This window comes from Azospirillum sp. TSO5 (assembly GCF_003116065.1).
In the GTDB taxonomy this organism is placed as follows: Bacteria; Pseudomonadota; Alphaproteobacteria; order Azospirillales; family Azospirillaceae; genus Azospirillum.
The window spans coordinates 1-26,440 of record NZ_LGQY01000006.1 but is presented as its reverse complement, the minus strand read 5'-3'; the positions used below and the strand labels follow the sequence as shown (position 1 = coordinate 26,440).

Sequence of the window (26,440 nt, the reverse complement as noted above, 5' to 3'; positions counted from 1 at the left end):
TATGACCGGATCGTGTCACTGCCATTCAACATCAGCGTCACGACCCGATCAACCCTTTGTTGGGAGGGCCCTAGAAGCGTGGGTTACGAATGGTGATCGACGCCCGGACGCTTCTCCACCACCTCGTCGATCAGACCGAAGGCCTTCGCCTCTTCCGGCGACATGAACTTGTCGCGCTCCATGGCGGACTCGATGGTGTCGAGATCCTGCCCGGTGTGCTTGGCGTAGATGTCGTTCAGGCGCGAGCGCAGCTTCAGGATTTCCTGGGCCTGGATTTCGATGTCCGAGGCCTGGCCCTGGGCGCCGCCCGACGGCTGATGGATCATAATGCGGCTGTTGGGCAGCGAGAAACGCTTGCCCGGCGCGCCGGCGGCCAGCAGCAGCGAACCCATCGAGGCCGCCTGCCCCATGCACACCGTCGACACCTGCGGACGGATGTACTGCATGGTGTCGTAGATGGCGAGGCCGGCCGAGACGTAGCCGCCCGGCGAATTGATGTAGAGCGCGATGTCCTTGTTCGGGTTCTCCGACTCAAGGAACAGCAGCTGCGAGCAGATCAGGCTGGCGACGGCGTCGTTCACTCCGCCGATCAGGAAGATGATCCGCTCCTTCAGCAGGCGCGAATAGATGTCGTACGCGCGCTCGCCCCGGTTGGTCTGTTCGATGACCATCGGGACCAGAGCATTCATCTTCGGCTCGAAGTCGTACATGTGTTCTTCCCTGCCCCCGCAGTTGGCTGAACCGGTGATCGTTGCCGGCACGGAACCACATATAGGAACCTTTGGGGGCGGATGGTAGTCCGCCCCCACTCCTTTCGGGGAGTTAGGCCGCTTCGGACTCGTCCTCGTCCTTGCTCAGCTCTTCGACGCTGACGGTCTTCTCGGTCACCTTGGCCTGATCCAGGATGTGATCGACGACCTTGTCCTCGAAGATCGGGGCGCGGAGGTTCTCGAGCGCCTGCTGGTTCTGCTTGAAGAACTCGAACACCTGACGCTCCTGACCGGGGAAGCGGCGGGCTTCGTTGATCAGGGCGCGGTTGACCTCGTCCTGGGTGACCTGGATGTTGTTGCGGCGGCCGACTTCCGACAGCAGCAGACCCAGGCGGACGCGGCGCTCGGCGATCGAGCGGTACTCGGCCTTCAGGTCGTCCTCGGACTTGTTGGCGTCCTCGCCGGCGGTGCCGTTCTTCAGCTCTTCCTGCAGGCGGGCCCAGATGCCCTCGAACTCGATGTCGACCATGCCGGCCGGCACCTCGAAGGAATGGGCCTCCGCCAGCTTGTCGAGCAGCTGACGCTTCACGCGCAGGCGCGACAGGCCGTCATACTCGCCCTTGATGCGATCGCGGATCGCTTCGCGCATCTTCTCCAGGCTCTCCATGCCGAACTCCTTGGCGAGTTCGTCATTAACCTCGGCCGGGACGTTCTTGCGCAGCTCCTTCACGTCGACCTCGAAGACCGTCGCGGCGCCCTTCAGGCGCTCATGCGGGTAGTCTTCCGGGAAGGTGACGTTGACGGTGCGGTGCTCGCCGACCTTGGCGCCGACCAGCTGCTCCTCGAAGCCCGGCACGAAGCGGCCGGCGCCCAGCTCCAGCGGGTAGTCCTTGCCGTCCATGCCCGGCAGGGCCTCGCCGTCGACGGAACCCGCAAAGTCGATCACGGCGATGTCGCCGGTCTCGGCGGCGCGGTCCTCGGTGACCGGGGCCTGGGTCGAGTGGGCCGAGGCCAGACGGGTCAGCGCCTCTTCCACCGACTCGTCGGTGACCTCGGCGACCGGCTTCTCCAGCTCGATGCCCGAGAAGTCGCCCGGCTCGACGTCCGGCAGCAGCTCGACCGCCATCTTGTAGGTGAGGTCGCCGCCGTCCTCGTACTTCTCGACTTCGATCTTCGGCTGCAGGGCGACGCGCAGGCCGCGCTCGCTCAGCGCCTGGCGCGAGCTGTCGGAGATGGCGTCCTCCAGCACCTCGGACAGCACGCCGCCGAAATAGCGCTGCTTGATCACGGTGACCGGCACCTTGCCCGGACGGAAGCCCGGCAGCTGGACCGTGCGGCGCAGCTCTTCCAGCTTGCCGTTCACCTTCTCTTCGATGTCCTTGGCGGAAATGACGACCTGAAATTCGCGCTTGAGGCCGTCGGTGCTGGTCTCGGTGATGTTCATCGGAACGAAAGCCTATCTCGTTGTTCCGGCCCGGCGGCGCCCGTCCGGGCGGCCCGAATCCGTGTTGTCCATGCGGTCCAAGGTGTTGCCATGGTGCGGGCGAAGGGACTTGAACCCATACGACCGAAGTCACTGGAACCTAAATCCAGCGCGTCTACCAATTCCGCCACGCCCGCGTTCATGGCAAAGGCAGCCGCGACGGGTGCCGAAACACCCGCCGGACCGCCGGCGAAGTCCGGTCTATAGCACAGCGCGCCGGAAGCAAACAGGCAAAATGGCCCCACGCAAGAGAGTGAGGCCCGCTCTGTTCGCGTCAGCCGCCGGCCTTCCCCGCCGTCTTGCTCCCCGCCTTGTCGAGGGACCGCACCGCGGACGAGGTGATGATGCGTCCCTCACCGGTGTAGGCCTCGTGATTGGCGTCGATCTCGCCCAGCCGGTAGCGGTAGTTGATCATCATTCCCAACGACTGCTTCAGCCCCTTGGCCGAGCGGTCGGCCAGCCAGTTCAGCCGCTCCATCCGGGCGCCGTTGGTCAGGTGGAAATGCGCCACCGGGTCGAGCGCGCGGGGGCGGCCATTGCCCTTCGCCTCCTGCACACTGGACAGGTAATGGACGCACATCCGCATCAGCGGGCCGCGCAGGTGCTTCTGCAGCTCTTCATCGTCCGCCCAGCCGGGACGGGAAAGAGCGCGGGCGAGCAGCGGCGATTCGTCGGTGCCGACGCCGCCTTCGGTGGTCGCCTCGCCGTCGTCGGCCTGCTCCAACTCGGCCAGCCGTTCGGCGATGCGTTCGGCCTCCGTGTTGGTCAGCAGGGCATCGCCATCGCGGTCCAACAACCGGTCGAACCAGCGGCGGAAACCGGGGATCGGCGAGAGGGTGGCGTAGCACTTGATGTTGGGGAACTCGGTCGCCAGCCCATCGACCACCCGCTTGATCAGGAAATTGCCGAAGCTGATGCCGGCCAGCCCGACCTGCGCGTTGGAGATCGAATAGAAGATGGCGCTGTCGGCGCTCTTGGGGTCGCAGACCGGGGCGGTGGGGTCGAGCAGGGCCTGCACATTGTCCGACATGCCCTGGACCAGCGCGACCTCGACGAAGATCAGCGGCTCGTGCGGCATGCGCGGGTGGAAGAAGGCGAAGCAGCGGCGATCCGAATCGAGCCGGTCCTTCAGGTCCTGCCAGCCGCTGATCTCGTGCACCGCCTCGTACTTGATGAGCTTTTCCAGCAGCGAGGCCGGGCTGTCCCAGGTGATGCGGTGCATCTCCAGGAAACCGACGTCGAACCACGCCCGCAGCAGGTTCTTGAGATCGTCCTCCAGCGCCTGCAGCAGCGGTTCGCCGCGCGCCATCTCCATCAGCTCTGCGCGCAGGTCGACCAGGAACTTGACGCCTTCCGGCAGAGCGTTGAACTGGGTGAGCAGGCGCAGGCGCGGCGGTTCCAGCGCCCGGCGCAACGCCCGTTCGGCATGGCCGCGGGCCACCGGGTCGGCGGCGGCCTGGAATGTCGCCATCGCGTCCATCACCGCATCGCGGTCGACGTCGAAGTCGCGCGCGAGCATTACTAGGAAGTTGCGCCGACCCTGGGGGTCCAGCGCCAGATAGGTGCGACCGAGCTGGGCAGCGCGGGCGCGGGCCGAAACCTCGCCGCCCCGCGATTCCAGGCAGGCCTCGATCTGCTCCTTGAGGCGCTCGGCGTCCTCCTTCGGCAGATGGGTGCGCGGCGGCGCGCCGACGGCGCCGCGGGCCGATGCCGCGATCTCGCGCCAGCGGGTGCGCAGGTTGTCCAGCGCGCGGTCGAAGAAATTGGGCTGCGCGGCCGGAGATGGCGGCACAGGCTCCAGAGTGGTGGTGTCGGGTGCGTCGCTCATGCCCCGGAGTCTGGCCCGCCCGGAGCGCCGCCGCAAGAGGGCGCGCGAACGCCGTCGTCAGGGGTACCGCAGACGTCGACTTATGGGCCGGTCCTGGCAGACCTCAACCCTGCGCCTTCAGCGCCTTCAGCACACCGGGCAGCGCACCCGCCAGATCGTCGGAGATCAGGCCGGGGCCGAGCGCGCGCCCCGCCTCGCCATGCAGCCAGACGGCGGTGCACGCAGCCTCGAACCCGTCCATTCCCTGCGCCAGCAGGCCCAGAACGATGCCGGCCAGCACGTCGCCGGTGCCGGCGGTCGCCAGATCGGGCGGCGCGTTGACGTTGACGACGGCACGCCCGTCGGGCGCCGCGACCACGGTGTCCGCCCCCTTGAGGACGACGACCGCACCGGACCGCGCGGCGGCCGCCCGCACCCGCGACAGCTTGTCGCCGTCCATGCCGACCGAATCACCGAACAGCCGGGCGAACTCCCCCTCATGCGGGGTGAGGACGCAACGCTTGTCGAGCCGGTCGAGCAGTTCGTCGGCCGACTCGGCGAAGCTGGTCAGCGCGTCGGCATCCAAAACACAGGCTCGCCGGGCGTCCAGCGCGGCCGTCACGGCGGCACGGGTCTGCGCCCCCCTGCCTGCCCCCGGACCGATCAGCACGGCGTTCTTGCGCGGGTCCTGCAGCAGCCGGGCGAAGGCGCCGGCATCCTCCAGCGGATCGACGATCACGCTGGCGCAGCCGGCGGCATAGATGGGGAACGCTTCCGGCGGGCAGGCGATGGTGACCAGCCCCGCCCCGGCCCGCAGCGCCGCGACAGAGGCCAGGCGCGCCGCGCCGGTCATCCGCGCGCCGCCCAGCACCACGGCATGGCCGCGCGCATATTTGTGGCCGTCCAGCGCCGGCCAAGGGAAACGGTGGTGCCACAGCGAAGGCTCGTTCACCGCGGTCTGCGGGGCGATGCTGTCCAGAACACGCTCCGGGATGCCGATATCGGCGACCACCACCTCGCCGCACAGGGTGCGGCCGGGCAGCAGCACATGGCCCGGCTTGCGGCGGAAGAAGGTGACGGTCAGCGCCGCTTGCGGAGCGGCTCCCAGCACCCGGCCGCTGTCGCCGTGCAGGCCGCTCGGCACGTCCACGGCGACGACCGTGCGACCCTCCATCGCTTCGACGATGGCGCGGGCGAGGCCATCGAGCGGCCGGGACAGGCCGGCGCCGAACAGCGCGTCGATGACCAGGGGATTGCCCTTGAGGATGTAGGGATCGGCCGCTTCGATCGGGCCGGGCCAGCGCTCCGCCGCCACCGCCGCATCGCCGGTCAGGGCCGAGCGCGTGCCGAGCAGCGCCAGCCGCACCGGCCAGCCGGCCTCCAGCAGAAGCCGGGCGATGACGAAGCCGTCGCCGCCATTGTTGCCGGGGCCGCAGAACACGGCGGTCGGGTGCGGCGCCCAGCGCTCGCACACGGCACGGACCACAGCGGCGCCGGCGGCCTCCATCAGGGCCGGACCGGACACCCCGGCGGCGATGGCCAGCTGGTCGGCCCGATACATCTCCGCGACGGACAGAAGCTCATCCATCCCCCACTCTCCCCAACCTTGGCCGACCCCGGCTTGCCTTGCCGTTCCTTGTGCGGGCGAACATTCGCACGCCTGCTCTACCCGTAGGCAGTGTCTTCACCGGGAACAAATGATGCGGACAAGCATAAACGTCCGCGAAACGGCGGGCCAGCCGTGCGGACGTTTATAAAACCGAAATTTTCCAAGACGCGAAGAAGAAGATGGGGCGATGGATGGGACTCGAACCCACGACCGCTCGGACCACAACCGAGAGCTCTACCAACTGAGCTACCACCGCCGCCGTCAGCGTTTCCGCCGTCGGGAGCCGCGTTATGCTCCACCGCGGCTGGCCGGTCAAGCGCCTTTTTCACGAAAAGTGAAAAAACTTCTTTCGGGGCGGAACGGCACCCCTTTCGCCCGGCCGAAAAGGCCGTGACACGCCCGGCGCCGCGGAGCGCTTGCACCAGTTGCACAAATATTGTTCACTCCGCTGAATCCTTTGGCAGCACCCTGCCCCATTGGACGGCACCCGTCCGTCTTATGACCAGCATCGATGCCGCCGGATCGGACCGGCCGAATGTGGCACGCTCCATGCTTATCGTCGTCGCTGTCGGCAGTGCCGTGGACGGTGCCTGCCGACGTTGGCACCTCGTACACGAGAGACCCATGAAGAAGATCGAAGCCATCATCAAGCCGTTCAAGCTCGACGAGGTGAAGGAAGCCCTTCACGAAGTCGGGATCAAGGGGATCACCGTCACCGAAGCCAAGGGCTTCGGCCGCCAAAAGGGCCACACGGAGCTTTACCGCGGCGCGGAATACGTCGTGGACTTCCTGCCGAAGGTGAAGATCGAGGTGGTGATGGAGGATTCCCTGGTGGAACGGGCGATCGAGGCGATCCAGCAGGCCGCCCATACCGGCCGCATCGGCGACGGCAAGATCTTCGTCACGCCCGTGGAGGAGGTGGTCCGCATCCGCACCGGGGAGAAGGGCGCCGACGCGATCTGATCGCGCCCGGATAGCATCGTCCACCGGCTCCTCCCTTCCGACCGGCACCCTCCCGACCAGCATCCGCCAACATGCGCCGCTTTCCCCATCACCTCCTGCCGGCCCCGGCCGCACACCTCGCCGAACGGCCGATGGCCGCCTATGGCGAACGTGCGACTTTTTGGGTTGGCGCGTTGTGCGGGGAAGAAAGGCGTGAGATAACGTCCGCCGCGAGCGCCGCCCTCCGCCGCCAAGACCCCGACGGGGCTTGGGCAGCGGCTTGACGCAGCGGGATCCAACCCTCTTAAAGCGTGGAAAAAGAGACATGTCCGACATCAGCAAGGTCTTCGACCTGATCAAGGAACACGACGTCAAGTACGTGGACCTGCGCTTCACTGACCCGCGCGGCAAGCTGCACCACACGGCCCAGCACGTTTCGACCATCGACGAGGACGTGTTCGAAGACGGCATCATGTTCGACGGTTCCTCGATCGCCGGCTGGAAGGGCATCGAAGAGTCGGACATGATCCTGAAGCTGGACCCGACGACGGCCATCATGGACCCGTTCGCCGCCCAGCCGACGCTGAACATCCTCTGCGACGTCTATGATCCGGGCACCGGCGGCTCCTACGCCCGCTGCCCGCGCGGCATCGCCAAGGCCGCCGAGAAGTACACCGCTTCGGCCGGCATCGGCGACACCGTCTTCTTCGGTCCGGAAGCCGAGTTCTTCATCTTCGACAACGTGAAGTACACGGTCGAGATGAACAAGGTCTCCTACCAGTTCGATTCGGACGAGGGCACCTACTCGTCCGACAAGGACTATGAGGACGGCAACCTGGGCCACCGTCCGGGCACCAAGGGCGGGTACTTCCCGGTCGCCCCGATCGACAGCTGCAACGACCTGCGCGCCGAGATGCTGAGCGTCCTGGCCGAGATGGGCGTTCCGGTCGAGAAGCACCACCACGAGGTGGCCGCCGCCCAGCACGAGTTGGGCATCAAGTTCGACACGCTGGTCCGCACCGGCGACAACATGCAGTACTACAAGTACGTGGTGCACAACGTCGCCCACGCCTACGGCAAGACGGCGACCTTCATGCCGAAGCCGGTCTTCGGCGACAACGGTTCGGGCATGCACTGCCACCAGTCGATCTGGAAGGACGGCCAGCCGCTGTTCGCCGGCAACCAGTATGCCGACCTGTCGGAGCTGGCTCTGTACTACATCGGCGGCATCATCAAGCACGCCAAGGCGCTGAACGCCTTCACCAACCCGTCGACCAACAGCTACAAGCGTCTGGTCCCGGGCTATGAGGCTCCGGTCCTGCTGGCCTACTCGGCCCGCAACCGTTCGGCCTCCTGCCGTATCCCGTACGTCGCCTCGCCGAAGGGCAAGCGCGTCGAAGTCCGCTTCCCGGATCCGTCGGCCAACCCGTACCTGGCCTTCGCCGCCATGCTGATGGCCGGCCTGGACGGCATCCAGAACAAGATCCATCCGGGCGACGCGATGGACAAGAACCTGTACGACCTGCCGCCGGAAGAGCTGGCCAAGGTCCCGACCGTCTGCGGCTCGCTGCGCGAAGCCCTGAACTCTCTGCGCGAGGACAACGAGTTCCTGCGCAAGGGCGATGTCTTCTCGCAGGACATGATCGACGGCTACATCGACCTCCGCACGGAAGAGATGATGGCCTTCGAGACCATGCCGCACCCGATCGAGTACAAAATGTACTACTCGGTCTGATGTTGCCTCGCGGCGTCCGGAAACGGGCGCCGCGGCCGGCTTTGCATCAATCGATAGCCGCTCCTGGCTCGCGCCGGGGGCGGTTTTCTTTTTTTGCCTGTTCGATCCAGACCCCGACATCGGTCGGTGCACAGCCCTCCCGCTCGGCGCAATCGGCCTTTGCGCAATTGCAGGCCGGGAACAGGCAGCCGTCGCCGTTCAGGTCGGTCGCCCGCACGGCAAGGTCGTAGCGCACGCCGCGCATGATGGCGGGGCCGGCGGTGCTGTGGCGCTCGTAATGCTCGACGACATGGCGGACGCGGGTGAGCAATTCGCGCCGTTGATCGTGTCCCGGGTCCATGCCTTAGCCCCCAGTCGCCAGTGATTGCAGTTGTAAACAGGGACGCCGGAGAGCCGCGTCCTGTTCCGGCATCCATGCGCAGTACGGCGCAAGGGGAACTCAACGCACAGGAATGATGCGGCGGCCCGGCTGTTGCCACAGCAGTGATCAAGATGGGTGACCAGGACGGGAGGGCAAGATGGATCGCGACAGGCTGCACCGCGTCGCCAAGGCGCTGGGCGATGTCCGCCTTTACGAGAAGCACCACACCGGGGAGTTCATCACCATGCGCCTGCGCGACTCGCTGGCCGACACCCCCGGCTATGATGAGGCAGAGGTGGACAAGAAGTTGTTGGAACTGGCCCGTGTGGCGCTGGAGGCCGCCGAATAGCGGGCGCACAGGGTGACGAAGCGGCGGACGGCCTGTTGGTGGAGGGGAACCGAGCCAACAGAGGGAGAAAGCCGCCATGGCCGAAGACAAGACGCACCAGAACGACCGCCCAGCGACCAAGCCGATCCCGGTGAAGCCGGCGGTCGAGCCCATGAGCGACAAGGACGAAGCTCCGCCGGGCACGCCGGGCACGGGCGAGAACATCGATCCGAAGACCGGCGAAAGCTATGTGCAGGGGATCGGCGGGGCATGATGGGCAGGTGTCGGCCAACGACACTCCAAACGAAAAGGGCCGGCTCCTGCGAGCCGGCCCTTTCGCTGTCACGTCGCCCGCGTCACGCCACGAAGGGCGGAACGGCGGTGAAGTTGGCGGCCTTTTCGACGACATGGCCGACGCGCAGCAGCGTCTCCTCGTCGAAGGGGCGGCCGATCAGCTGCAGGCCGAGCGGCAGGCCGTCGGCACCCAGGCCGGCCGGGACCGACATGGCCGGCAGGCCGGCGAGGTTGATCGGAACGGTGAAGACGTCGTTCAGGTACATCTGCACCGGATCGTCCATCTTCTCGCCGATGGCGAAGGGCGTGCTGGGGGCGGTCGGCGTCAGGATGACGTCGCAGCTCTTGAACGCCTCGTCGAAGTCCCACTTGATGCGCGTACGCACCTGACGAGCCTTGTTGTAGTAGGCGTCGTAATAGCCGGCCGACAGCACATAGGTGCCGATCAGGATGCGGCGCTGCACTTCCTTGCCGAAGCCGGCGCCGCGGGTGTTTTCGTACATCTCCTTGAGGTTGCCGCCCTCGACCCGCAGGCCGTAGCGCACGCCGTCATAGCGCGCGAGGTTGGACGACGCCTCGGCCGGCGCGATGATGTAGTAGGCGGCCAGCGCGTATTTGGTGTGCGGCAGGCTGACCTCGACCGGCTCGGCGCCGGCCTCCTTCAGCCAGGCGATGCCCTGATCCCACAGCGCGGCGATCTCGGCCGACAGCCCCTCGACCCGGTATTCCTTCGGAATGCCGACGCGCAGGCCGCGGATGTCGCCGGTCAGAGCGGCGCGGAAATCCGGCACCGGCATGTCGACCGAGGTCGAATCCTTCGGATCGAAACCGCACATGGAGCGCAGCATGATCGCCGCATCCTCGACCGTGCGGGTCATCGGCCCGGCCTGATCCAGCGAGGAGGCGTAGGCGACGATGCCCCAGCGCGAGCAGCGGCCGTAGGTCGGCTTGATGCCGACGGTGCCGGTGTAGCCGGCCGGCTGGCGGATCGAGCCGCCGGTATCGGTCCCGGTGGCGCCCAGCGCGGCACGCGCGGCGATCACCGCGGCCGAACCGCCCGACGAGCCGCCGGCGACGATCTTCCTCTCCCAGGCACCCGGCGCGCCGGGGCTCCACGGGCTGACCGTCTCGCCCTGATGGGCGGTGATGGTGGCGGAGCCCATGGCGAATTCGTCCAGGTTCACCTTGCCCAGCATGACGGCGCCGTCGCGCCACAACTGGGAAGTGACCGTGGATTCATATTCCGGCTTGAAGCCGTCCAGGATATGGCTGCCGGCGGTCGTCGAAACGCCCTTGGTGCAGAACAGGTCCTTCACCGCGATGGGCAAGCCGTCCATCGGCCCGGCCGAGCCCTTCGCGCGGCGCTCGTCGCTGGCCTTGGCCATCGACAGGGCGGCGTCCGGGGTCTCGGTGATGAAGATGTTGAAGGGACGCACGGCCTCGACCGCGCGCACGTGCGCCTCGGTCAGTTCGACCGCGGTGAACTCCTTCTTGGCGAGGCCATCCAGGGCCCCGGCCATCGTCAGATGCGTGAGCGCCGTCATCACTCGACCACCTTGGGCACGACAAAGAAGCCTTCGGCCGTTTCCGGACCGTTCGACAGGACCTGCGCGGCGTAACCGCCGTCGGTGACCTCGTCCTTGCGGCGGCGCAGCTTCTGCGCGGCGACACTGGTCATCGGCGGCACGTCCTTCGTGTCGACCTCGTTGAGCTGTTCCACGAAGGTCAGAATCTGGCTCAGTTCCCCAGCCAGGGATTCCAGTTCCTCGTCCGGCACCTTGATGCGGGCCAGATGCGCGATCTTGGCCACCGTGGCCTTGTCGAGCGACATGCCTCTACTCTCTTCCAAAACATTGGAAATCGGCCGCGAAGCTATCACCCGCGCACGCGCACCGCAACGATTGCGGCCATTCCAACGCTCAGAAGGCGCCGGATCATGCGGCGATGCGGGTCGCCGACTGCCAATTGGCGCGGTCCATGCGCAGTTTGAACAGCGCGATCGGCTCGCCCCAGGGCGTCACCCGCGTCTCCAGCGCGATCGGCGTCATGCCGAGCTTGGCATAGAGCAGCAGGCCCGGCGTGTTGGTGTTGAAGCAATAAAGCGTCAGTTCGGGCAGGTGATGGTGATCGAAAGCGCGGTCGATCATCGTCCGCACCAGATATTCGGCAATGCCGCGGCGGCGCAGGGTCGGGTCGACGCTGACATTGCCGATGCTGGCGGTGCAGCCATCCTCGAACGTGGCATAGTTGGCATAGCCGACCACGCGTTCCCGCCCATCCTCGGTCAATGTGACCACGGTCGGATCGCGGCGGAGGCCCAGCGTCGCCCGGACCTGATCCGGGGTCAGCGGCCAGACGGCGCGCGGGAACAGGAAATACAGCTCCTCCGCGTTGCGTGGGAACCCGCAGATGGTGGGGATGTCGGCGTCGGCGAGCGGCCGGTGCGACAAGGCGGTAAGGGATAGTGCGCTGCTCATACTTAGAAGAATAAGTATCTTTTACAACAACTCAAGCGATCTTGCAGTGACAAGGCTGCGGCCTTATGGTCGGATCATGATCCATACCCTCTCCGAACTCGCGGCCCGGCTGGGCAAAAACCAACGTTTGCTTGGCCTTGACGTCGGCACCAAGACCGTCGGGCTGGCGGTTGCCGATCCGGGACTGATCGTCGCATCTCCCATCGGAACGCTGAAGCGCACCAAATTCACCCAGGATGCGCGCGAGCTGGGCAAGACAATCCGCGATTACGGCATCGGCGGGCTGGTGGTCGGGCTGCCGCTGAACATGGACGGAACGGAGGGGCCGCGTGCCGAGTCGGTGCGCGCCTTCGCCAAGAACCTGCTGGAGCGTCCCGACCTGCTGGGCTGGGAGGCCGAAATCGCCTTCTGGGACGAGCGGCTGTCCACCTCGGCCGTTGAGCGCTTCATGATCGGCGAGGCCGACATGACCCGCAAACGCCGGGACGAGGTGGTGGACAAGATGGCCGCCGCCTACATCCTGCAGGGTGCGCTCGACATGCTGGCCAACCAGCGCCGCCTCGCCGCGGAAGCGGATGAAGACGATGCTGAGGAAGAGCGGGACGACGATTACGACCGGGACTGAAACCGGTCGCCGACAAGGGCCGACCTCAGTCGAAGTTCAGGGCGAAGGACGCCCGCTCCTGCCCTGCCGCCGCCCGCTGCCACATGGCACCGAAGGCCGCCTCCAACGCGCGGGTAAAGCGCACGCCATCCAGTGCGGGCGAGGCGGCGAGCCGGTCGCGCAGGCGGCTGCGGATGCTCGCCAGCCCGTCCGGGTCTGACACCAGCGCCGCCGCCATGGCGATGTAGGCTTCCTCCCCCTCGACCGCCAACGCCGGAAGCCCGGCCGAGGTCAGGTGGGTCACCGTATGGCGGGCGCAGAACCGGTTGCCGCCCAGCGTCACCACCGGAACGCCCATCCACAGCGCCTCCAGCGTCGTCAGCCCGCCTGAGTAAGGGAAGGGATCGAGCGCGACGTCGATCTCGCCATAGGTCGCCAGGAATTCGGCATGCGGAGCCGCACCGTGCAGTTCGATGCGGACAGCATCGGCGCCGGCGGCCGTGAACAACGCCAGCGTCCGCTCCCGCAAATCCGCATCGTCCAGGCCGGGCGTGCGCAGAAGCAGCCGCGATCCAGGCACCGCCGCCAGCAGGCGGGTCCACAAGGAGGCGACCTGCGCGTTCAACTTGGGCAGGGCATTCAGCGACCCGAAGGTCGGGGCGCCGCGCGCGATCATCGGCAGCGGCGCCACGGCGGGTGCGGCGGCCGGCGGCGACCACGGGACATAGGCATCGGGCATGCGGACGATGCCCTCGATGGCCCAACCGTCGGCACCCTCCGGGCTCTGCCGCGGGTCGGAGATCAGGTAATCCATCGCCGGCAGGCCGGTGGTGCCGACATAGCCGGCCCAGGTAACCTGCACCGGCGCTGCCCGCCGGGCGAAGACGCCCAGCCGGTTGCCCAGCGTGTGGCCGGCCAGATCGACCAGGATATGGATGCCATCGGCGCGGATGCGCTCCAGCAGGGCCGCATCGTCCATCGCCACGCTGTCGACCCAGCCGTCGGCCAGACCGCGCAGCCGCGCCGTCACGGCGTCGGGGTTGGCGGTGTTGGAATAGCAGATCGCCTCGACCGCAGCACGGTCGTGGGCGGCCAGCACCGGTTCCAGGAACGTGCCGACGGGGTGGGCCCGGAAATCGGCGGAGACGTAACCGACGCGCAGCCTCGGCGCCGGCGCCGCCACCGCGGCGGCCGGTCGGTCGGGATAGCGGGCACCCCAATCGGCATGGGCCTGCGCGATCTGCGGCATCGTCCGCGCCGGGTCGTATTGCATCAGGAACAGCCGGGCGCTGTGCAGCGAATCGGCGCCGGGCGCCAGCTGTAGAGCGCGGTCGAGCGCGGTCAAGGCCTCGCCGATGCGGGCCTGGGGGGCGAGAGAGCGGCTGGCACGGTTGGCCCACAGTTCCACCCGCGACGGCTCCAGGCACAGCCCGGCGCGATAGGCGCGGTCGGCCTCGCCCGGCCGGTTCATCTCGGCCAGGGCGTTGCCGATGTTGTAGGGCGGGATCCAGCTGTCGGGTTCGACGTGTGCAGCGCGGCGGTGCAGCGCGGCCGACTCAGGCCTGCGGGCCTGCGCCCGCAGCAGATTGCCGGCATTCACGAGCGCGGCCAACGCGGCCGGGTTGAGCGCGATGGCGCTGCGGTAGCAGACTTCCGCCAGATCGGCGCGCCCGGCGCTGGCCAGCGTCTCCGCCATCACCAACAGGCCGTCCATCGCCATGGCGAGACCGCCGTCGAGGTTCAGCGCCCCGGCATAGGCCTGCGCCGCTCCCATGGCATCGCCCTGACTTTCCAGCACCAGCCCGTAATTGGCCCACCAGACGGCGACGCCCGGCCGGGCGGTGATGGCCTGGGCGAGAAGGTCCTGCGCCTCGGCCCAGCGGCCGGCCTGCGCGGCGATCAGGCCCTGGCGGTAGGTGCTTTCGGCCTGATCCGGCGTCATCGTCTTCGGTTCCGTCTTAAGCTTCGGTACGGCCCAGCTGGTCCATCAGCTCCCGCCATTCGCGCTTGGACAGGCCGCTGGCCTCCTGCGTCACCGGCTCGCCGGCCAGCAGGCGCTTCACCACGTCAAGGCCGGTGCGCGACAGGTGGGCGCCGCCCATGCGGTATTCGGTGAAGGATTCAAAGACCGCCGGGACCCAGCGCTTCACCACGTCCAGCATGGCGTCGGCGTAGACGCGGATCTCGTACTGGGCGTGGGCATCGGCGCGCAGCGACAGGAAATGCAGAAGGTTGTGGAGATCGACCTTCCAGTACCATTGCGTGTAGTAGTTCAGCGACAGGTTCATCCGCGCCAGTTCGCGCGCCAGACCCTGGCGGGTCGGGTCGATGACCGTGCCGTCCTCGCGGTGGTTCAGCATCTCTTCATAATGGCTGTAGGCGCGTTCGGAATCCTCGCGCAGCAGCCGCATGACATTGGCCGCCTCCTCGCCTTCCAGCACGTCGCCGCGGCCCTGGCGGTTCACCACGGCCTGGGCGCCCAGCTGTTCCGGCGCCGGTACGTAGAACTCGCGATCGAGGATGGAGTAGCGCGCCGAATATTCGTTCACGTTCGCGGTGCGGTGGCGAATCCACTGGCGGGCGACGAAGATCGGCAGCTTCACATGGAACTTGATCTCGCACATCTCGAACGGTGTCGAGTGGCGGTGGCGCATCAGATACTTGATGAGGCCGGAATCCTCGCTGACCTTCTTGGTGCCCTTGCCATAGGACACGCGCGCCGCCTGCACGACCGCCGAATCGTCGCCCATATAGTCGATGACGCGGACGAAGCCGTGGTCCAGAACCTCCAGCGGCTGATAGAGGATCTCTTCCAGGGCCGGGACGGTGGCGCGGCGGGTGGTGGCGGTGACGGCGCGCAGGCGATCGATTTCGTCGCGCTGCTCGGGCGTGATCGGCATGGTGACTCCGGGGTTACGGTGCCGGCTGTCTTATCAGACCGCGTGGCTGTCGGGAACGGTGAACGAACGAACCGGTCCGCGTCAACGCAACGCATTCGGCGATCATGCACACACCCCCTTCCCTTGCCGGGCGGGAGTGCCTATATTCGCCTCGTCGGTTCGCCGACTATGGCGATAAACGCCTTGTGGAATAAGCGTTGTGGACCCGGGGGCGGTACCCGGCGCCTCCACCAACCTTACACCGGACTCGTTGACCGGGGTCGTTGGGGGCGAAATAGGATCGACACGCGTGGTAAAGGCATGGTTTTCGCTCGGCATGGTTCCGCCGTTATCGGGCCGTTGCAATAGTTGCCAACGACAACGTTGCTCAGGCTCGCCTCGCTGCCTAACGGCGGCTGGTAGCCTAAACCTAATCCCCGAGGGTTAGCGCCTAAGGGTGGGGCCGTGGGCCGCCTAGCAACAGAAGGCCCACACCTCTTCTTTCCAGCGTTTCGTGCCGGCCCTCGGCCAAGGCGGGACGCCGGACCGATCGCGTTATCAGGGACCCGCCCAAGCATGCCGAAAGAGCAGCTCCGCTATGACCGGATGGTCGAGACCGCGTTGCGCGGCGTTGTCCGCGACGCGCTGACCGAGGTTGCCGAGCGCGGCTTGCCGGGCAATCACCATTTCTACCTGACCTTCCGCACCGGCTTCCCCGGCGTCGAGATCCCGGATTACCTGGCTTCCCAGTATCCGAACGAGATGACCATCGTCCTGCAGTTCCAGTATTACGGGCTGGATGTGACGGACGACCATTTCGAGGTCACGCTGAGCTTCAACAACGTGCATGAGCGGCTGGTGATTCCGTTCGCCGCCATCACCACCTTCGCCGATCCGTCGGTGAATTTCGCGCTGCAGTTCCAGCCGCTGGCCGCCGCCGAATCGGCGGAGGTCTCGACCATGCCGCCCCGCCCCGCCGCCGAACGCGCCGAGGAAAAGGCGGAGGAAGCCGCCCCGGCCGAGGAGCCGAAGCGCGGCGAGGTCGTTGCCCTGGACGCCTTCCGCAAGAAGTAACCGTTTCCCACAAATGCCCGCCCAGCCGCCCAGCGAGTATGTCGCGACACTCTGCGAGATGCTGGCGCCGCTGGGCGATCTGCGTGTGCGCCGCATGTTCGGCGGCTATAGCCTGTCGATCGGCGGGCTGACCTTCGCGCTGATCGCCGACGAGATTCTGTATTTCAAGGCGGACGACGTGAACCGCGCGGCGTTCACGGAGCTGGGGCTGGAACCATTCCGGCCGATGCCGGACAAGCCGACCACCCTGTCCTACTACCCGCCACCCGACTCGGCGCTGGACGACCATGACGAACTGCTGCCCTGGGCCCGGTCGGGCTTCGAGGCGGCTCTGCGAGCTGCCGCGAAGAGGGACGCGAAGGCGAAGCGGAAGAAGCCCGTCACGGCGGGATAGTCCCTCTTCCAGGGCAGGTTAGAGGACACACGGATCTTAGACATATGTAACTCAGGGAGAGATGAAGCACTTTTTCGGCCGTCATTCCCGCGAAGGCGGGGATCCAGCCGACTCAGCGGCTGATCCGCAGAGTTTCCTGGATCCCCGCCTTCGCGGGGATGACGGTAAGTTGCTTTGTCTTCAAAGAGTTAGAGCTCCTCAGATATTGTCCGCCATGTGGATCGTCGCGTTGCTCGCCTGGGCGCCGGCGGTGCGTTGGCGCATCTGACGGGCGAAGCGCAGCGGGTTGGGGAGGAAGTTCAGCATCGAGCCGAGCTTGCCGACCGACGAGGTCGCCTTGCCCACCGCCATCACGTCGGCCAGCCGCCGGTCAATGAAGGCGCGGGTCTCCGCATGGTCGTCCGACTTGTCGTCCAGCCAATAGAAGGTGGAGGAACTGACCACCGCCGCCAGCAGTGCCCGCTTGGTGTAGTGGTTGTAGTCGGTGGAGGTGTCGCCGGCGGCGAACCACATGGCGTCCACCGTGCGGTAGAGCAGCCGCAGGCCGAGCGTCACGTTCTGCGGCATCGCCAGATAGGAAAGCTGCCGGCGCTTGGCTTCGCGATAGGGCTCCAGCACCTCGAAATAGGTGCGGACGGCGAGAGAGATGCGCTCGCGCACCTTCATTTCGGCCATCGGCTGGGCTTCCAGCCGGTCCAGCATCTGGCGGTCGGTCCAGTCGGCGAAATGCTCCACCGCGTCGGTGACGCCGCCGGGGAAGGCGCGCAGCAGCGCCGACGGCTCGTGCCCCGTCATCTCGGTGCCGTCGCGCAGAGCCTGCAGGCTCCAGCCGTCGAAGACGACGTTGGGCAGGCTGGCCACCAGGATCTCGTCGCGAAGCGTGTCGATGCTCATCGCCAAATCTCCCTGCGCTCGCCCTCAGGCGGGGGTCGGCGCATCCTTTGCCGCGGCCAGCGCGGCGTTGAGGTGATGCATCTCCTCGGTGCAGACGAGGAGCCGCAGATCGTCCATGCGATCAAGATAGAGCACGCCATCCAGGTGGTCGACCTCGTGCTGGACCACACGGGCATGGAATCCCGACGCTTCCCGCTCGATCCGGGCGCCGTCAAGGCCATAGCCGCGGTAGCGGATGCGGGCAAAGCGCGGCACCAGCCCGCGCAGGCCCGGAATCGACAGGCAGCCTTCCCAGCCCATGACCATGTCGTCGGTCAGCGGCTCGATCACCGGATTGACCAGGACTGTGTTCGCCACCTCCTCCCCCTCGCCGCGGTCGGCGGGGACGCGGAAGACGATGATCCGGCGCGACTCCGCGATCTGCGGCGCGGCCAGCCCGACGCCGGGGGCATCCAGCATGGTGGCGATCATGTCGGCCGCCAGCCGGGCGATGGCCGGATCGGTCGGGTCGGCGATGGGCTCCGCGATCTTGCGGAGTACGGGATTGCCCATCCGGGCGATTGGAAGCACTGGCATGCCGCTATATCTGGAGTGTGGATGCGGCCGGAGCAACCGATTCCTGTGGTTATGCCACAGCGGTTCTGGCCGGGCTTATGCTTGCGGGCCGAAGACTCCCCTTCACAAAGGCGGTGGAGCATGCTACACACTGCGCCCACACAAGGGGTGCGCCCGCCGCGCATACCTATTTGTTGCCTTTGCGCAACACGGCACACTTGGAAGGGTGACGGTAAACGTGCAAGTTCTGGTCCGAGATAACAACGTCGATCAGGCCCTCCGCGCGCTGAAGAAGAAGATGCAGCGCGAGGGCATTTTCCGTGAAATGAAGCTGCGTCGCAACTACGAGAAGCCCTCGGAGAAGCGTGCGCGTGAGAAGGCTGAAGCGGTGCGTCGCACCCGCAAGCTGCTCCGTAAGCGGATGGAACGCGAGGGCTATTAATCGTCGGTCGCCCGTAGCGACTGCGAAGGGCGCGTGTGATGCGCGCCCAAGACCCCTTGTGTCTTGCACCCGACCGTCCCGCGATCCTCGCGTGGGCGGTTTTGGTGTATATGCGCCATTTCACTTGACCTGATTGTGCGTCGTTCAAGCGTATTGAACGGTCAGCGAGCCAAAACGTCGCAGCCCGTACCGGAAAGGCCCGATCATGAGCGCTTCCAACCTCACCGCCCGCCACTCGGTTCCGGCGTTGCGCGCCCGCAAGGGGGGCGAGCCGATCGTCTGCCTGACCGCCTACACCGCCCCGGTGGCCCGGCTGCTCGACCCGCATGTCGATATCCTGCTGGTCGGCGATTCGCTGGGCATGGTGGTCTATGGGCTGGACAGCACGCTGCCGGTGACGCTGGACATGATGATCGCCCATGGGGCCGCGGTGGTGCGCGCGTCGGAACGGGCCTGCGTCGTCGTCGATCTGCCCTTCGGCAGCTATCAGGAGAGCAAGGAGGCCGCTTTCCGCGCCTCCGCCCGCGTGATGGCGGAAACCGGCGCCCAGGCGGTCAAGCTGGAAGGTGGGCTGGAGATGGCGGAGACGGTGGCCTTCCTGACCGCCCGCGGCATCCCGGTGATGGGCCATGTCGGGCTGACGCCGCAGTCCGTCAACACGCTCGGCGGCTACAAGGCGGTTGGTCGCGATGCCGAAGCGGCGGAGCGGATCGCCGCCGACGCCCGTGCCATCACCGAGGCCGGCGCCTTCACCCTGGTGATCGAAGGCACGATGGAGCAACTCGCCCGCCGCATCACCGAAGAGGTGGCAATTCCCACCATCGGCATCGGCGGCTCGCCGGCCTGCGACGGTCAAGTGCTGGTCACCGACGACATGCTCGGCCTGTTCGGCGCCTTCCAGCCGAAGTTCGTCAAGCGCTACGCCAACCTGGGCGAGACGGTGAGCGAGGCCGCCGCGACCTACGCCGCCGAGGTCCGCAGCCGCGCCTTTCCGGGGCCGGAGCATTGCTTCGGGATGAAGAAGGCGGCCGCGGTTTAATACCCTCTCCACCACATCGTTCTTCCTCCGTTCCAGGCGATCCGCTACAGTCCGACCGCCATGGATGCCCCCTCCCCTGCCCTGATCCCGCCCAACGTCGCCGCGTGGTTCCGGTCGCGCGGCTGGGCGCCGCACCCGCATCAGGTCGCCATGGTGGAGGCGGCGGAACGGGGTGAAAGCGCCCTGCTGATCGCCCCCACCGGCGGCGGCAAGACGCTGGCCGGCTTCCTGCCCTCGCTGATTGAGCTGGCCGAACGGCCGCGCGAGGGGCTGCACACCCTCTACATCTCGCCACTGAAGGCGCTGGCGGTCGACATCCAGCGCAATCTCGAACAGCCCATCGCCGAGATGCGGCTGCCGATCCGCGCGGAGACCCGCACCGGCGACACGCCGGACGCCAAGCGCAAGCGCCAGCGCAGCCATCCGCCGCACATGCTGATGACGACGCCGGAAAGCCTGGCGCTGCTGCTGTCCTACACCGACGCCGACCGGCTGTTCCGCAATCTCCGCTGCGTCATCATCGACGAGCTGCATGCGCTGGCCGGCACCAAGCGCGGCGATCTGCTGGCGCTGGGTCTGGCGCGGCTGTCGCGGCTCGCCCCCGCCGCCCGCCGCGTCGGGTTGTCGGCCACGGTGGCGGAACCGGAGCGGCTGCTGGCTTGGCTGTCCCGCCGTGGTCGGCATGACGGAACCGACTCCGACGACGTGCGCCTCGTCCTTGGCCGCTCCGGCGCGCAGGCTGAGGTGGAGATCCTGACCTCGCAGGAGCGGGTGCCCTGGGCCGGCCACATGGCCATGCACGCCATGAAGGAAATCTACGAGCGCATCCGCCGCCAGCGCACCACCCTGCTGTTCGTCAACACCCGCGCCCAGGCGGAGTTGGTGTTCCAGGCGCTGTGGCGGGTCAACGACGACAATCTGCCGATCGCGCTCCACCACGGCTCGCTGGCGGTGGAGCAGCGCCGCAAGGTCGAGGGCGCCATGGCGCGCGGCGAGTTGCGGGCGGTGGTCGCCACCTCCTCGCTTGATCTCGGCATCGACTGGGCGGCGGTGGACCTTGTGGTGCAGATCGGCGCGCCGAAGGGATCGAGCCGGCTGGTCCAGCGCATCGGCCGCGCCAACCACCGGCTGGACGAGCCGAGCCGCGCCCTGCTGGTTCCCGCCAACCGGTTCGAGGTGCTGGAATGCCGCGCCGCGCTGGAAGCGGTGCACGACCACACGCTGGACGGCGAGGCGCCGCGGCCGGGCGGGCTGGATGTGCTGGCCCAGCATCTGCTCGGCATGGCCTGCGCCGCGCCCTTCCTGGCCGATGAACTGTATGAGGAAGTGGTCTCCGCCGCCCCCTATGCTGCGATGACGCGCGACGAGTTCGACGACGTGCTGGATTTCGTCGCCACCGGCGGCTACGCGCTCGGCGCTTATGAACGGTTCCAGCGTTTGAAGCTGCGCGAGGATGGCCGGATGGCGGTCGCCGGCCCGGCGGTGGCGCGGCAATACCGGATGAATGTCGGCACCATCACGCAGGAGGCGCTGCTGCGCGTCCGCCTGAACCGCGGCCCGGTGCTGGGCGAGGTGGAGGAGTATTTCATCCAAGGCCTGACCCCCGGCGATACCTTCCTGTTCGCCGGCCAGCTATTGAAGTTCCTCGGCGTGCGCGAAATGGAGGCGCAGGTCGCCAAGGGCGGCACCGGCGACCCGAAGGTTCCCGCCTATGCCGGTGGGCGGTTGCCGCTGACCACCCATCTGGCCGGGCGCGTGCGTGCCATGCTGGCCGATCCGCGCCAGTGGGACGGGCTGCCGGAAGACGTGCAGGAGTGGTTGCGGCTTCAGCGCTACCGGTCCGTCCTGCCCAATCGCGACGGGCTGCTGGTGGAGACCTTCCCCAAGGCGGGCAAGCAGTTCCTCGTCGCCTACGCCTTCGAGGGGCGGAATGCGCACCAGACGCTGGGCATGCTGCTGACCCGGCGGATGGAGCGCTTCGGGCTGGGGCCACTGGGCTTCGTCGCCACCGACTATGTGCTGGCGGTTTGGTCCTTGCGCTCGCCCACCGACATGGACACGCTGTTCGACCAGGACATGCTGGGCGACGATCTGGAAGCCTGGATGGACGAATCGTCGATGCTGCGGCGGACCTTCCGCAATGTGGCGCTGATCGCCGGGGTGATCGACCGCCGCCATCCGGGGCAGGAGAAGACCGGGCGGCAGGTCACCTTCTCCTCCGACCTGATCTATGACGTGCTGCGCAAGCACGACCCCGGCCATGTGCTGCTGCGGGCGACGCGGGCCGATGCGGCGGGCGGGCTGACCGACATCCGCCGCCTGTCCGATTTCCTGGCGCGGGTGCGCGGGCGGATCACCCATAAGGACCTCGATCGCATCTCCCCGCTGGCGGTGCCGGTGATTCTGGAAATCGGGCGCGAGCGGGTGGACGGAAGCGCCACCGACGAACTGCTCGCCGCCGCCGAGGCCGAACTGCTGGCGGAGGCGATGCCGGAACTGGCGCCTCCCAAACGTGTCGAACCGCAACAGGGCCGGTTGATCCTGTGATGAGCCTCACCGAGAGCACCGGTCGCGCGGCGCTGACGCTGTGCGGCGCCGATCTGCTGGCCGATCCGTCGGGCGCCCTGCTGTGGCCGGACGAAGGCATCCTCGCCGTTGCCGACCTGCATCTGGAGAAGGGATCGGCCTTCGCCGCGCGCGGCCGGATGCTGCCGCCCTACGACACGCGGGCGACGCTGGGCCGGCTGGCGGAGATCATCGCGATGGCGCGGCCGGCACGCGTGCTGTGCCTGGGCGACAGCTTCCACGACCGCCGCGCGGCGGAGCGGATGGACCCGGCCGACGTGGAGCGGCTGCGCGGCCTGACCGCCGCCGTCGCCGACTGGGTGTGGATCACCGGCAACCACGATCCCGAACCGCCGCAGGGCCTGGGCGGCCGGGTGGCGGCGGAGCTGTCCGTCGGCCCCCTGACCTTCCGGCACGAGGCGCAGCCGGGCGCGGTGGGCGAGCTGTCGGGCCACCTGCATCCGGCCGCCGCGGTGGCGCTGGCCGGACGGCGGGTGCGAGAACGCTGCTTCGCCCATGACGGCGCCAAGCTGATCCTGCCGGCCTTCGGCAGCTTCACCGGCGGGCTGAACGTGCTGGACGCCGCCTTCGATGGGCTGCTGGCGCCGGATTTCGAGGTGCTGATGACGGCGCGCGGCCGGGTCTACCGCTTCCCCTGCGCCCGTTTGTCGCCGGACCGCGCGCGCTGACGCTCTGGCCGAAGCGTGAGCGCGGCCTATATCGGTGGATCCGGATGAGACCAATCGAGCACCGCGCATGCCCGCCCCTATCATCGTCTGGTTCCGCAACGATCTGCGCCTTGCCGACAATCCGGCGCTGACCGTCGCCGCCCAGGCTTCCGCCGAACGCGGCGCCCCAGTCATCCCGCTCTACATCCTGGAGGAGGAAACCGGCGATGCCTCCTTGGATCCCTGGACGCTCGGCGGGGCGCAGCGCTGGTGGCTGCACGGCAGTCTGGAACGGCTCGCCACCTGCTGCGCCCGCCACGGCTCGCCGCTGGTGCTGCGCCGGGGCGAACCGGGCGCCGTGCTCGATGCGCTGATCGCGGAGACGGGGGCGGAGTGCGTGCTGTGGAACCGCCGCTACACCCCGGCCCAGACCGCCCGCGATTCGGCGATCAAAGAACGGCTGAAGGCGCGCGGCATCGACACGCGCAGCTTCAACGCCGGCCTGCTCGCCGAACCCTGGACCGTCCGCAACAAGAGCGGCGGTCCCTTCAAGGTCTTCACCCCCTTTTGGCGCCACCTGTCGGCCACGCTGAACCCGCCGCTGCCGACCCGCGCCCCTTCCGAACTGACGGCACCGCCCGTCGCACCGGCCAGTGACGATCTCGACGGTTGGGCCCTGCTGCCGACAAAGCCCGATTGGGCGGCGGGCCTGCGCAAGCGCTGGGTGCCGGGGGAGACGGCGGCGCTGTCCCACCTTGCCGATTTCCTCGACGGGCCGGTCGGGGTCTATGCAACGGAGCGTGACCGGCCGGACCGTCCCGGCACTTCCGTCCTGTCGCCCTATCTGGCCTTCGGGGAGATCGGACCACGGCAGGTCTGGCATGCCGCCCGCCATGCCGCCGAGGCCCGGCCGGAACTGGCGCCCGGCATCGACGCCTTCCTGCGCGAGATCGGCTGGCGCGAGTTCCAATATCACCTGCTGCACCACGCGCCGGAGTTGCCCGACCGGCCGCTCGACCGCCGCTTCGCCGACTTCCCCTGGCGCGAGGATGCCGCCGGACTGCGGGCTTGGCAGCGCGGGCGCACCGGCTATCCCATCGTCGATGCCGGCATGCGCCAGTTGTGGGAGACCGGTTGGATGCACAACAGGGTGCGGATGATCGTCGCCTCCTTCCTGATCAAGGATCTGCTGCTGCCCTGGCAGGAGGGGGAGCGCTGGTTCTGGGACACGCTGGTCGATGCCGATCTGGCCCAGAATGCCGGCAACTGGCAGTGGGTGGCCGGCTGCGGCGCCGATGCCGCCCCCTTCTTCCGCGTCTTCAATCCCGTCCTGCAGGGCGAGAAGTTCGATCCCCAGGGCGATTACGTCCGCCGCTACGTGCCCGAACTGGACCGGCTGCCGCCGCGCTGGATCCATCAGCCCTGGGCCGCCCCGACCGAGGTGCTGCGGCAGGCCGGCGTCCGGCTGGGCGACGACTACCCGCGCCCGATCATCGACCATGCCGTCGCCCGCGACCGCGCGCTGACCCTCTACAACGAACGCAAGGGCAAGGTGGAGGCCGAGACCTGAGCGGCGATCATCATTGAAGAGTCATCGCCGCGCCCGCAAACGGTCACGCGCCTCCGCTATCGTGCCGGCAGCGACCCGGTGCGGTCGCGCCGTCCCAAAAAGAAAGAACGACCGCCACCTGACAAGGCGGCCCCTCCCCCGGGGCCGCCTTTTCCCTTGTCGCGTTGCATCAGGCGACAGAGTGTTATAAAGTAACACCCATGTCCGCGCTTCACGACCATACCCACTGCATCGCCGATGCCCTGACCCGTGCCGACGCGCTGTGCGCCGAACGGGGGGCGCGGCTGACCGCGTTGCGCCGCCGCGTGCTGGAGCTGGTGTGGTCCAGCCACCGGCCGCGCGGCGCCTATGCGATCCTGGAGGATCTCAGCCAGCAGGACGGCAAGGCGGCGGCGCCGCTGACCGTCTACCGCGCACTGGAGTTCCTGGTCGAGCAGGGGCTGGTCCACCGCATCGAGTCGCTGAACGCCTATGTCGGCTGTGCGGCGCCGGGGGATGTCCATTCCGGGCAGTTCCTGGTGTGCGAGGCCTGCGGCGACGCCGCCGAGATCGACGATCCGGGCGTCGGCGCAGCCATCGTCGCCGCGGCGGCCGAGCGTGGCTTCCGCGTCCAGCGCCCCACCGTCGAGGTGCGCGGCCTGTGCAAATCCTGTCAGGAGATTCCCCGTTGAGCGCTCCCGCCGCCCCTCCCGCCCGTCTTCCCGTCTCGGTGCTGACCGGCTTTCTCGGCAGCGGCAAGACCACGCTGCTGCAGGCGCTGCTGCGCAACCCGGCGATGGCCCGCACCGCCATCGTCATCAACGAGTTCGGCGAGGTCGGGCTCGACCATCTGCTGGTCGCCAAGGCGTCGGAGAACATGGTGCTGATGGACAGCGGCTGTCTGTGCTGCACCATCCGCGGCGATCTGGTCGACACGCTGCGCGACCTGTTTCTGAAGCGGGTGAAGGGCGAGATCCCTGAATTCGACCGGGTGGTGGTGGAAACGACCGGGCTGGCCGATCCCGCCCCGATCATCCATACCCTGATGTCCGATCCGTTGCTGGCCGCCCGCTTCCGCCTGGATGGCGTCATCGCCACGGTGGACGCGGCGCACGGCTCGCTCCAGCTCGACCGCCAGCCGGAAAGCGTGAAGCAGGCCGCCGTCGCCGACCGCATCGTGCTGACCAAGACCGACGTCGCCACCCCGGCGGCCACCGCCGCCCTGATGCAGCGCCTCGCCGCCATCAACCCGGCCGCCCCGATCATCCCCGCCGCCCATGGCGAGGTCGATCCGAACAAGCTGTTCGACGCCGGGCTCTACAACCCGGAAACCAAGAGCCCCGACGTCGCCCGCTGGCTGCGCGAGGAGGCCTATCGCGACGAGCAGGCCAAGGCGCATGGGCATCATGACCATGATCACCATGGGCACGATCATGACCACGACCATGTCCACGATCACGGCGACCATTGCGGCCCCGACTGTGGCCATGACCATCATCACCATGACGCCAACCGCCATGACGACCATATCCGCGCCTTCTGCATGGTGATCGATCGGCCGATTCCCTGGAACGGCTTCGTCGACTTCATGGAGGCGCTGATCGCTCAGGCCGGCGAGAATCTGCTGCGGGTGAAGGGCTTGCTGAACGTCCAGGAAAGCGAGCTTCCCGTGGTCGTCCACGGCGTCCAGCACATGTTCCACCCGCCGGTCCGGCTGGAGGACTGGCCCAGCGACGACCACCGCACCAAGCTGGTCTTCATCACCCGCGACCTTGGCCAGTCGGTGATCGAGCCGCTGTTCAACGGGCTGGTCTGGGGCGAGGGGAAGGAAGGGTAAGTGCGGGCTGCGGGGTGCCCCCACCCCACATTGGTTGCCCCCTCCCCATCCCTCCCCCGCTTCGCGGGAGAGGGGGCAGGACCTTTGCGGAGGTTAGCAAAGGACGGCGGCAGTCCCCTCTCCCGCGAAGCTCTCGCACAAAGCTTTGCTTTGTGCTGACGCGACAGGCGGACCATAGGTCCGCTGAGAGCGGG

The 26,440-nt window shown here is 67.6% G+C and carries 26 protein-coding genes, 2 tRNA genes and 1 other RNA gene; 15 read left to right on the top strand and 14 right to left on the bottom strand.

Annotated elements, in window-relative coordinates; translation table 11 throughout:
• Positions 1-83 precede the first annotated feature (83 nt).
• From clpP to TSO5_RS00885, 6 genes are all read right to left on the bottom strand, one after another.
• Positions 84-710: an ATP-dependent Clp endopeptidase proteolytic subunit ClpP gene (gene clpP / locus TSO5_RS00910; protein WP_109149843.1), complete on the bottom strand. Its 627-nt coding sequence runs from the start codon at positions 708-710 to the stop codon at positions 84-86.
• Positions 711-822: 112 nt separating this feature from the next.
• Positions 823-2,154: a trigger factor gene (gene tig / locus TSO5_RS00905; RefSeq protein WP_109149842.1), complete on the bottom strand. Its 1,332-nt coding sequence runs from the start codon at positions 2,152-2,154 to the stop codon at positions 823-825.
• A gap of 91 nt (positions 2,155-2,245) precedes the next feature.
• Positions 2,246-2,330: transfer RNA gene (locus TSO5_RS00900), tRNA-Leu, on the bottom strand.
• Between the two features lie 137 nt (positions 2,331-2,467).
• Positions 2,468-4,021, bottom strand: coding sequence for a malonyl-CoA decarboxylase (locus tag TSO5_RS00895; protein WP_109149841.1), 1,554 nt, complete (start codon positions 4,019-4,021; stop codon positions 2,468-2,470).
• A gap of 103 nt (positions 4,022-4,124) precedes the next feature.
• Positions 4,125-5,588 carry an NAD(P)H-hydrate dehydratase gene (locus tag TSO5_RS00890; protein ID WP_109149840.1) on the bottom strand — a complete coding sequence of 488 codons (1,464 nt, stop codon included), beginning with the start codon at positions 5,586-5,588 and terminating at the stop codon, positions 4,125-4,127.
• 201 nt (positions 5,589-5,789) lie between these two features.
• Positions 5,790-5,865: transfer RNA gene (locus TSO5_RS00885), tRNA-His, on the bottom strand.
• A gap of 368 nt (positions 5,866-6,233) precedes the next feature.
• Here TSO5_RS00885 and TSO5_RS00880 point away from each other — a divergent pair.
• Both TSO5_RS00880 and glnA read left to right on the top strand, forming a co-directional pair.
• Positions 6,234-6,572 (top strand): P-II family nitrogen regulator, encoded by a 339-nt coding sequence (locus TSO5_RS00880; protein WP_012974531.1) that lies wholly within the window; start codon positions 6,234-6,236, stop codon positions 6,570-6,572.
• 304 nt (positions 6,573-6,876) lie between these two features.
• The gene (glnA, locus tag TSO5_RS00875; protein WP_109073834.1) at positions 6,877-8,286 is read left to right on the top strand and encodes a type I glutamate--ammonia ligase; all 1,410 of its coding nucleotides are present in this window, start codon (positions 6,877-6,879) and stop codon (positions 8,284-8,286) included.
• Between the two features lie 46 nt (positions 8,287-8,332).
• Here glnA and TSO5_RS00870 read toward each other — a convergent pair whose 3' ends face one another.
• A complete protein-coding gene (locus TSO5_RS00870) occupies positions 8,333-8,626 on the bottom strand; it encodes a hypothetical protein (protein WP_199230782.1) in 294 nt (97 codons plus the stop codon).
• A gap of 178 nt (positions 8,627-8,804) precedes the next feature.
• Between TSO5_RS00870 and TSO5_RS00865 the strand changes: the two genes are divergently transcribed.
• Positions 8,805-8,996 (top strand): hypothetical protein, encoded by a 192-nt coding sequence (locus TSO5_RS00865; RefSeq protein ID WP_109073844.1) that lies wholly within the window; start codon positions 8,805-8,807, stop codon positions 8,994-8,996.
• 76 nt (positions 8,997-9,072) lie between these two features.
• Entirely contained in the window at positions 9,073-9,249 is a 177-nt protein-coding gene (locus TSO5_RS32515) for a hypothetical protein (RefSeq protein ID WP_158282323.1), read from the top strand.
• A gap of 82 nt (positions 9,250-9,331) precedes the next feature.
• On the opposite strand, the gene gatA is transcribed toward TSO5_RS32515, so the two are convergent.
• From gatA to TSO5_RS00850, 3 genes are all read right to left on the bottom strand, one after another.
• On the bottom strand, positions 9,332-10,813 hold the full coding sequence (gene gatA, locus TSO5_RS00860) for an Asp-tRNA(Asn)/Glu-tRNA(Gln) amidotransferase subunit GatA (RefSeq protein ID WP_109149838.1): 1,482 nt from the start codon (positions 10,811-10,813) through the stop codon (positions 9,332-9,334).
• Positions 10,813-11,100 carry an Asp-tRNA(Asn)/Glu-tRNA(Gln) amidotransferase subunit GatC gene (gatC, locus tag TSO5_RS00855; protein ID WP_042691134.1) on the bottom strand — a complete coding sequence of 96 codons (288 nt, stop codon included), beginning with the start codon at positions 11,098-11,100 and terminating at the stop codon, positions 10,813-10,815. The genes gatA and gatC overlap by 1 nt, the downstream gene beginning before the upstream one ends.
• Before the next feature lie 103 nt (positions 11,101-11,203).
• Entirely contained in the window at positions 11,204-11,746 is a 543-nt protein-coding gene (locus TSO5_RS00850; RefSeq protein WP_109149837.1) for a GNAT family N-acetyltransferase, read from the bottom strand.
• A 76-nt stretch (positions 11,747-11,822) separates the two neighbouring features.
• Here TSO5_RS00850 and ruvX point away from each other — a divergent pair, with 76 nt between their 5' ends.
• The gene (gene ruvX / locus TSO5_RS00845; RefSeq protein ID WP_109149836.1) at positions 11,823-12,371 is read left to right on the top strand and encodes a Holliday junction resolvase RuvX; all 549 of its coding nucleotides are present in this window, start codon (positions 11,823-11,825) and stop codon (positions 12,369-12,371) included.
• Positions 12,372-12,396: 25 nt separating this feature from the next.
• Here ruvX and TSO5_RS00840 read toward each other — a convergent pair whose 3' ends face one another.
• A complete protein-coding gene (locus TSO5_RS00840) occupies positions 12,397-14,292 on the bottom strand; it encodes a hypothetical protein (RefSeq protein WP_109149835.1) in 1,896 nt (631 codons plus the stop codon).
• 16 nt (positions 14,293-14,308) lie between these two features.
• Entirely contained in the window at positions 14,309-15,250 is a 942-nt protein-coding gene (gene thyX, locus TSO5_RS00835) for an FAD-dependent thymidylate synthase (protein ID WP_109149834.1), read from the bottom strand.
• Between the two features lie 114 nt (positions 15,251-15,364).
• Here thyX and ssrA point away from each other — a divergent pair.
• From ssrA to TSO5_RS00820, 3 genes are all read left to right on the top strand, one after another.
• Positions 15,365-15,725, top strand: a transfer-messenger RNA (tmRNA) gene (ssrA, locus tag TSO5_RS00830).
• 80 nt (positions 15,726-15,805) lie between these two features.
• A complete protein-coding gene (locus tag TSO5_RS00825; RefSeq protein ID WP_085089801.1) occupies positions 15,806-16,303 on the top strand; it encodes a ClpXP protease specificity-enhancing factor SspB in 498 nt (165 codons plus the stop codon).
• A gap of 13 nt (positions 16,304-16,316) precedes the next feature.
• Positions 16,317-16,697: a TfoX/Sxy family protein gene (locus tag TSO5_RS00820; RefSeq protein WP_109149833.1), complete on the top strand. Its 381-nt coding sequence runs from the start codon at positions 16,317-16,319 to the stop codon at positions 16,695-16,697.
• A gap of 198 nt (positions 16,698-16,895) precedes the next feature.
• Here the strand turns inward: TSO5_RS00820 and TSO5_RS00815 are convergent, their stop codons facing one another.
• Positions 16,896-17,591, bottom strand: coding sequence for a COQ9 family protein (locus TSO5_RS00815; RefSeq protein WP_109149832.1), 696 nt, complete (start codon positions 17,589-17,591; stop codon positions 16,896-16,898).
• A 24-nt stretch (positions 17,592-17,615) separates the two neighbouring features.
• Complete coding sequence (gene def / locus TSO5_RS00810; protein WP_109149831.1) at positions 17,616-18,167, bottom strand: peptide deformylase; 552 nt, start codon at positions 18,165-18,167, stop codon at positions 17,616-17,618.
• A gap of 217 nt (positions 18,168-18,384) precedes the next feature.
• Between def and rpsU the strand changes: the two genes are divergently transcribed.
• From rpsU to TSO5_RS00775, 7 genes are all read left to right on the top strand, one after another.
• The gene (gene rpsU, locus TSO5_RS00805; RefSeq protein ID WP_012974546.1) at positions 18,385-18,588 is read left to right on the top strand and encodes a 30S ribosomal protein S21; all 204 of its coding nucleotides are present in this window, start codon (positions 18,385-18,387) and stop codon (positions 18,586-18,588) included.
• 205 nt (positions 18,589-18,793) lie between these two features.
• Positions 18,794-19,627: a 3-methyl-2-oxobutanoate hydroxymethyltransferase gene (panB, locus tag TSO5_RS00800; protein ID WP_109149830.1), complete on the top strand. Its 834-nt coding sequence runs from the start codon at positions 18,794-18,796 to the stop codon at positions 19,625-19,627.
• A gap of 60 nt (positions 19,628-19,687) precedes the next feature.
• On the top strand, positions 19,688-22,174 hold the full coding sequence (locus TSO5_RS00795) for a ligase-associated DNA damage response DEXH box helicase (protein WP_109149829.1): 2,487 nt from the start codon (positions 19,688-19,690) through the stop codon (positions 22,172-22,174).
• A complete protein-coding gene (pdeM, locus tag TSO5_RS00790) occupies positions 22,174-22,881 on the top strand; it encodes a ligase-associated DNA damage response endonuclease PdeM (RefSeq protein ID WP_109149828.1) in 708 nt (235 codons plus the stop codon). The genes TSO5_RS00795 and pdeM overlap by 1 nt, the downstream gene beginning before the upstream one ends.
• Before the next feature lie 67 nt (positions 22,882-22,948).
• Complete coding sequence (locus TSO5_RS00785; RefSeq protein ID WP_109149827.1) at positions 22,949-24,430, top strand: deoxyribodipyrimidine photo-lyase; 1,482 nt, start codon at positions 22,949-22,951, stop codon at positions 24,428-24,430.
• Positions 24,431-24,630: 200 nt separating this feature from the next.
• Positions 24,631-25,101: a Fur family transcriptional regulator gene (locus TSO5_RS00780; RefSeq protein ID WP_109149826.1), complete on the top strand. Its 471-nt coding sequence runs from the start codon at positions 24,631-24,633 to the stop codon at positions 25,099-25,101.
• Positions 25,071-26,246, top strand: a complete 1,176-nt coding sequence (locus TSO5_RS00775; RefSeq protein WP_109149825.1) for a GTP-binding protein — start codon at positions 25,071-25,073, stop codon at positions 26,244-26,246. Before TSO5_RS00780 ends, TSO5_RS00775 begins: the two co-directional genes overlap by 31 nt.
• Positions 26,247-26,440: the final 194 nt, after the last annotated feature.